Below are 6,704 nucleotides of genomic sequence, written 5' to 3' on the forward strand. Positions count from 1 at the left end.
GCGGAGAGTGGTCACGAGTAGTGGGATCCGCCGATTCGGTTGGTTTGGGGGGTTCGTTGGACGATCGGCGGAGGCCGAAGGTTGTAGTGAGGGATGGCACATCGGGGTGGGTCGGGAAAATGGATGGCCGGGGGAGGGTGGGGGCCGGCAGCGTGTCGGGGCATGGTGATGTTGCGTCGGATTCGGGCCGACTTCGATGCGCGTTCGTTGGTGGTGTACCAGGCGTATGCGCCGGCCATCGCCGAACCGGCGTTGCGGGAGGGGCGGTTCGTGGCGCCGTTCTCGTTCGGGCGGATGACCTGGGTCAAGCCGTCGTTCCGGTGGCTGATGCACCGCAGCGACTGGGGACGCAAGGCGGGCCAGGAACGGGTGTTGGCGGTGCGGATCACTCGGGCCGGGTTCGAGGAGGCGCTGGCGCGGGCGGTGTCGACCGAGGGGTCGGTGGCGGGCGCCGACGTGCATGTGCAGTGGGATCCCGAGCGGTCGCTGCGCGGGGCGGCGCTGAATCACTACAGCATTCAGGTGGGGATCGGGCGCGGGTTGATCCGGACCTTCAACGAGGAGTGGGTCGTCGGGGTCACCGATCTGACGCCGCTGGTACGGCGGTTGTCGGGATTGGTGAAGGACGGGCGGGTCGCCCAGGCGCAGCGTCTGTTGCCGCCGGAGAAGCCGTATCCGCTGCCGGCGGCGGTGGCGCGGCGGGTGGGTGCGGACGGCTGAGCCGACGTCGGGGTCGTGGTGGTGCCCGGGTACGGGTGGGCGTACCCGCACCCGGGCTTGCGGCGGTGGGCCGTCAGGCGTGTGTGCCGCCGTCCACTCGGATCTCGGTGCCGGTGATGAAGGCGCCGTCGTCGGAGGCGAGCATGGCGATGACGCCGGCGATGGTGTCGGGGCCGGCCATCGGGGCGCCGCCCGATTCGAGGTCGGTGGCCAGGATCGGGGAGAGCTTGGTGAACAGTTCCCAGTCGGTGTCCGCGGGGAGGTAGCCCGAAGTCGCGTCGGTGATACCGGACTTGATGCTGCCCGGGGCCACGTTGACCGCGCGCAGGCCCTGCTTGCCGTATTCCAGGGCGAGGGCGTGTGTGAAGGACTGGATGCCGCCCTTGCTGGCCGCGTAGGCCGCCATGTACGGGTGGGCGAAGGCCGCGGAGGTCGAACTGAAGTTGACCACGACGCCGTTGCCGGTCTCCAGGAGCGCGGGCAGCGCTTCGCGCGTGACCAGGAACGTGCCGGTGAGGTTGACCGTGATGATCCGGTTCCACATGTCGAGCGAGGTCAGGTGGGTGTGTTCGGCGCGGAGGATGCCGGCGGCGTTGACCAGGACGTCCAGGCCGCCGAGCTCGGCGATGGCGGATTTCACGCCCTCGGTGACGGACGACTCGTCGGCGATGTCGAGTACCAGGGTGTGCAGGCGCTCGGCGGTGCCCTCTGCGGTGGCGCGCTCGCGGGTGGTGGCGAGTCCTTCGGTGACCACGTCGGCCGCGACGACCCGGCCGCCTTCGCGCAGCAGTCGTAGTGCCGTCGCCTGTCCGATGCCGGAGCCGGCGCCGGTGACCAGGATGCGGCGGGTGTCGAAGCGGTTCATGTGAGTGCCTTCTTTCCGGATGGTGGTGGGGTGGTGAGCCCCCGGCTTGCACGTTACGCCTAATGTGCACGTTGTGCCATTAATTCCTGTGGCGGCAGTAGGATGGGCGGATGGACGGTGCTGCTGCGGCGAGTGGGGCGGGTCGGGTCGGGCGCGATGGCTCGGGCGGGCGCGGTGGGACCGGCGGGCCCGCGGGGCGCGGGGCGCGGGTCGGGCGGCCCTCGTTGACCGAGCGGCGGAAGGCGGATACCCGGACGGAGGTGTCCCGGGCGGCCGTGCGGTTGTTCGCGTCGCGGGGGTTCGACGAGACCACCGTGGAGGAGATCGCGGACGCGGCCGGGATGGCGTTGCGGACCTTCTACCGCTACTTCCGGAGCAAGGAGGAAACGGTTGCGCCGGTGCTTTCCGCCGGGATGGCGGACTGGGTCGAGCGGCTGGCCGCGTGGGATCCGGGGGCCGGGCTGCTCGCGGCGATGCAACTGAGCTATCGCGCGGCGTTGCGGCATGCGCGTGAGGTGGACGGGGTCGACGACGCGCAGTTGCGGGTGATGTTGCGGGTGGCGGACGGGCATCCGGCGCTGCGGGCGGTGTGGTTGGCGGTGCACCACGACTGCGAGGAGCGATTGCGGCCGGTGATCGCGGCGCGGGCGGGGTTGCCGGTGGACGACGCCGACGTGTGGCTGACCGCGGGGGCCGTGAATGTCGCGGTGCGGGTCGCGATGAGCCGGTGGGCCGCGGGCGACGGCGACGCACACGAGGCAGCGGAGCAGGTGGCCACCGCACTCGCGCGCGTGGCGACCGGCGGCCTCTTGGCCTCGCTCGGCACCCGGGCACCCGAGCCGGACAACGGCTAGGCAACCCGGAAGCACCCACGGGGCGGGGAGCACTTCGGCCTGCGTTGCGCGTCTGGCTGCGCCGGGGTGGCCTCAAACGCCGGCCGGGCTGGGTGTGGGCCGGCCCGGTGGGTGGGTCGGAAGCGCTGGCCGGGCGGGGGCGCTTCGGCCTGGGTTGGGTGTTTGGTTGCGCCGGGGTGGCCTCAAGCGCCGGCCGGGCTGGGTGTGGGCCGGCCCGGTGGGTGGGTTGGAAGCGCCGGTCGGGCGGGGGCGCTTCGGCCTGGGTTGGGTGTTTGGTTGCGCCGGGTGGCCTCAAACGCCGGCCGGGCTGGGTGTGTTGCGTTGGGGTGGCCTCAAGTGCCGGCCGGGCTGGGTGTGGGCCGGTGCGGTGGGTTTTGGGCTGTGTTGGGTGTTTGGTTGGGCTGGGTGGTCAGACGTTGGCTGGGCTGGATCTGGGGTGGGTGGAGGGAGTGTCAAGGGGTGGGGTCGGGTGGTTTGTTGGGCGGGGTGGGGTTGTCGGGTTGTTGTGGTGTGTGGGTAGGGCTATTGCTATCGACAGGCCGCCGTGTTGGTTGGCTGTCGTGGTGATTCGGGCCGCGTGGGCGTGGGCGATGGCCTGGACTATGGAAAGGCCCAGGCCGGAGCCCTTGGCGGAGCCGGTGCGGTTGGGGCGGAAGCGGTGGAAGGGTTCGAAGAGGTCGGGGATGCGGGCGGCGGGGACGACCGGGCCGGTGTTGCGGATTCGGAACGAGCCGGGGGAGACGCCGATCGTGATGAAGCCGCCCGCGTGGTTGTGGCGGACCGCGTTCTCGATGAGGTTCGTGACCAGTTGGCGAAGGAGCAGGGGGTCGCCGGCGACGGTGCTCTCGGCCAGGTTCGCGTCCACCCGCACCCCGGCCCGTTCGGCCGCCGGGCGGGTTTGGCGCAGGACGTCGGCGGTCAGTTCGTCCAGCGCGACCGGTGACACCCGGACGTTCCCGCGCTCGCTCACCGCCAGGTTCAGCAGCCCGTCGATCAGCCGCTCCGTGCGCCGGTTCAGCGCCAGCAGGTGCTCGCGCGTCTCGACGATGTCCGCCGGCGAGTGCGGATCGGCGAGGCCGATCTCGATCGCCGTGCGCTGGATGGTCAGCGGCGTGCGCAACTCGTGTGAGGCGTTGGCGACGAACAGCCGCCGGCTGTCGAAGGACTTCTCCAGCCGATCCAGCATTCCGTCGAACGTGTCGGCGAGTTCCTTGAGTTCGTCGTCCGGTCCGGGCATCGCGATCCGCTCGTGCAGGTTGTGCTCGGACAACCTGCGCGCGGTCGCGGTGATGCCGTGCACCGGGCGCAGTACACGGCCCGACATCCACCACCCGACCAGGATCGAGGCCGCCGCGAGGAGGAGCAGGGCGGCGCCGAGTACGGTCAGCAACTGGCTCATCGTCACGTCCTGGCCGACCGAACTGGCCTTGCGGATCCGCTCCAGGGGCAGCGCGTACTGGGCGTACGCCCCCGGCTCGGCCGGCTGCGCCGGTGCGGTCTGTACGGGGGCGGCCGGGGCGATCGAGGCCACGTTGCCCGAGGCGTCGATCGACAACGTCCTGGCCATCGCCGTCGGCAGCCGCTGGGACACCCGCTGATCGACGAACCAGTACACGATGCCCAACAGCACCGTCCCGACCACCAGCGACATGCCGCCGTACATCAGCGCCAGTCGCGCCCGCGCCGACGGCCGCCGGAACACCGCCCGCCGGAGCAGCCGCAGATCGCCCGCCAGGCCGCGCAACCCCACCCCGCCGCTCATATCAGGTATCCCGCGCCGGGCACGGTCCGGATGACCTGGGGGTCGCCGAGCTTGGCCCGCAGCTTGGACATGGTCACCCGTACGGTGTTCGAGAACGGGTCGATGTTCTCGTCCCAGACCCGCTCCAGCAGTTCCTCGGCGCTGACCACCGCGCCGTCGGCCGCCATCAGCGTGGCCAGCACGGCGAATTCCTTGTGCGCGAGCCGAACGTACTCGCCGTTGCGGGTGACTTGGCGCCGCGCGCTGTCCAGCACGATGCCGTGCTTTTCCAGCACCGGCGGCACCGCGGGCGTCGCCCGACGCCCCAACGCCTGTACACGTGCCAACAGTTCGGCGAACTCGAACGGCTTGGGCAGGTAGTCGTCGGCGCCGAGGCGCAGCCCCGCCACCCGCTCGGGCACGGTCCCGGCGGCGGTCAGCATCAGGATCCGAGTACGCAGCCGCCCGGCCACCACCCGTTGGCAGACCTCGTCACCGTGCGTGCCGGGGAGGTCGCGGTCGAGCACGAGCACGTCGTAGTCGTTGACCGCCAGCCGCTCCAACGCGCTCTCGCCGTCGTACGCCACATCGACCGCGATCGCCGCCCGGCGCAGCCCTCGGGCCACCAGGTCGGCCAGCAGTTCCTCGTCCTCGGTCACCAGGACTCGCAAGGTTTCGTCGCTCCGCTTCGGGGCCGATGGCCGGGTGAGCCGATCAGGCCGGTGGACAGGTGCGGGGGATGGGGGATGGGGGAGCGGGGATGGGGGAAATGGCCGACTTCGAGTCGACCCCACCGTTTATACGCGACCCCGTGTTAGCTCCGGATAACCAATTCGGGTGACGACCGGGAAACCCGCCGCCACGTAGACCTGCTGTCGCACACATCCCGACCACGACGCCGTGGGCGGTGAGTGCGACCGGACGTCCGGACCATCGGGCCGGACGACGGTGAGGACCACAAGCGGGAGCGGCAGTGATGACGAGGTTCGGGCGCACGGGATCGGGACGGCCCCCGGTGTTGCGGTGGGCGGCCTGCGTGGTTCTGGTGGGTGGCCTCGCCTTGACCACGGCCGGGTGCGGGGGCGACGACGGCGGGTCGGCGAAGAACAAGGTGGCCTCGGGCGGCGGCAGCGCCGGCAAGGACCAGAAGGCGGGCGGTCAGCCGGGCGCCGGCAAGGACGACGCCAAGACGCGCTACGAGCAGATGGTCAAGTTCGCGAGCTGCATGCGCGAGAACGGCATCGACATGCCCGACCCGGAGCAGGGCGAGGGCGGCGCGATGCGGATGCCGGCGATGACCATGAACGGCGACATGGGCAAGACCGAGAACGCGATGAAGGCGTGCGAGAAGTTCCAGCCCAAGTTGGACTTCGACCCGAACGACCCCAAGTTCAAGGAGTGGCAGGCCAAGCGGGCGGCCTGCATGCGGGAGAACGGCGTGGAGAACATGGACGACGGCGGCGGCGGTGCCCTCGCGGTGACGATCGACGCGAGTGACGACAAGGTCATGAAGGCGATCGAGATATGCAACAAGAAGGTCCCGCCGCTCGAGAAGCAGAAGTAGGGGCCGCCTCGTGGTTTCGATCGACACCCCGCAGCAGTTCGAGGAGGAGAGCACGCCGCAGCCGGTGGCCCCGGATCGTACGGCGTACCCGCGCGAGCGGCGGCGGCGCCGGCGGCGGCGCGCACTGGCGGCGGCGCTGGTCCTGGCTTCGGCGGGGGGCGCGGCGGCGGTACTGCTGTCCGACGGCGGTGATGGCTCCGGCGCGTCCGAGAATCGCACGAAGCTGGACGCGGTACCGGTGACCCGCGCCGATCTGGTCGACCGGCAGAACGTGGACGGCAAGCTCGGCTACGCGGGCACCTACTCGGTGAACGCGGCGGCGCCGGGCGCGGACCCGGGGACGCCGGGCGGCGGCGCCGACAAGCCGCAGGGCGGGACGGGCGGCAACGGCGGCAACGCCGGCCAGAGCACGGGCACGGGCAACAAACCCGGCTCGAACCCGGGCACGGGCAAGGGCCCCGGCACAGGCTCGACCTCAGGTGGAGGTGGAGGCTCCGCAACCGGCGGCGGCAACGCGCCCGGCACCGGGAACGCTCCGGGCCCCGGCAATTCGTCCGGCACCGGCAACGCACCCCCCGACGGCGGCAACAACCCCGGCCCCGGCACCATTACCTGGCTTCCGGGCGTGGGCGACACTCTCGTGCGTGGCGACCGTGTGTACGGTCGGGACGGGACGAAGGTGCCGTTGTTCTATGGCGAGACGCCGTTTTGGCGGGCGTTGTCGGTGGGTGTCGACAAGGGTGTGGACGTCCGGGAGTTGGAGCAGAACCTCCAGGCCCTGGGCTATGGCGGGTTCACCGTGGACGAGAAGTTCACGGAGGCGACGGCCGCGGCGTTGAAGAAGTGGCAGAAGGACATGGGTCGCAAGCAGACCGGCCGCTTCGATCCGGGGGACGCGGTGGTGTTGCCGGACTCGGTCCGGGTCGGCGAGGTCACCGCGTCGCTCGGCGCAACCTCGCA

7 protein-coding genes are annotated in these 6,704 nt (G+C 71.0%); 4 read left to right on the forward strand and 3 right to left on the reverse strand.

The genetic code is table 11. The features are described from left to right. Positions 1-162: 162 nt before the first annotated feature. Entirely contained in the window at positions 163-720 is a 558-nt protein-coding gene (locus EMA17_RS47775; protein WP_126643501.1) for a DUF4291 domain-containing protein, read from the forward strand. Positions 721-793: 73 nt separating this feature from the next. On the opposite strand, the gene EMA17_RS47780 is transcribed toward EMA17_RS47775, so the two are convergent. Then, entirely contained in the window at positions 794-1,585 is a 792-nt protein-coding gene (locus EMA17_RS47780) for an SDR family NAD(P)-dependent oxidoreductase (RefSeq protein WP_126643502.1), read from the reverse strand. Positions 1,586-1,845: 260 nt separating this feature from the next. Between EMA17_RS47780 and EMA17_RS47785 the strand changes: the two genes are divergently transcribed. After that, positions 1,846-2,439 (forward strand): TetR family transcriptional regulator, encoded by a 594-nt coding sequence (locus tag EMA17_RS47785; protein WP_160161833.1) that lies wholly within the window; start codon positions 1,846-1,848, stop codon positions 2,437-2,439. Positions 2,440-2,848: 409 nt separating this feature from the next. Here the strand turns inward: EMA17_RS47785 and EMA17_RS47790 are convergent, their stop codons facing one another. Continuing rightward, entirely contained in the window at positions 2,849-4,201 is a 1,353-nt protein-coding gene (locus tag EMA17_RS47790) for a sensor histidine kinase (protein ID WP_246127362.1), read from the reverse strand. Then, on the reverse strand, positions 4,198-4,851 hold the full coding sequence (locus tag EMA17_RS47795; RefSeq protein WP_126643504.1) for a response regulator transcription factor: 654 nt from the start codon (positions 4,849-4,851) through the stop codon (positions 4,198-4,200). Before EMA17_RS47795 ends, EMA17_RS47790 begins: the two co-directional genes overlap by 4 nt. A gap of 305 nt (positions 4,852-5,156) precedes the next feature. Here EMA17_RS47795 and EMA17_RS47800 point away from each other — a divergent pair, with 305 nt between their 5' ends. Further along, on the forward strand, positions 5,157-5,744 hold the full coding sequence (locus EMA17_RS47800) for a hypothetical protein (protein ID WP_126643505.1): 588 nt from the start codon (positions 5,157-5,159) through the stop codon (positions 5,742-5,744). A gap of 10 nt (positions 5,745-5,754) precedes the next feature. Beyond that, the coding region (locus EMA17_RS53640) for a peptidoglycan-binding domain-containing protein (protein WP_218043267.1) at positions 5,755-6,704 on the forward strand (950 nt) is incomplete at its 3' end.

It is taken from the genome of Embleya hyalina, assembly GCF_003967355.1.
In the GTDB taxonomy this organism is placed as follows: domain Bacteria; phylum Actinomycetota; class Actinomycetes; order Streptomycetales; family Streptomycetaceae; genus Embleya; species Embleya hyalina.

Coding starts and splice junctions, on each gene's coding strand:
- EMA17_RS47775 (WP_126643501.1), top strand. CDS start 163: ATGGTGATGTTGCGTCGGATTCGGGCCGACTTCGATGCGCGTTCGTTG.
- EMA17_RS47780 (WP_126643502.1), bottom strand. CDS start 1,585: ATGAACCGCTTCGACACCCGCCGCATCCTGGTCACCGGCGCCGGCTCC.
- EMA17_RS47790 (WP_246127362.1), bottom strand. CDS start 4,201: ATGAGCGGCGGGGTGGGGTTGCGCGGCCTGGCGGGCGATCTGCGGCTG.
- EMA17_RS47800 (WP_126643505.1), top strand. CDS start 5,157: ATGACGAGGTTCGGGCGCACGGGATCGGGACGGCCCCCGGTGTTGCGG.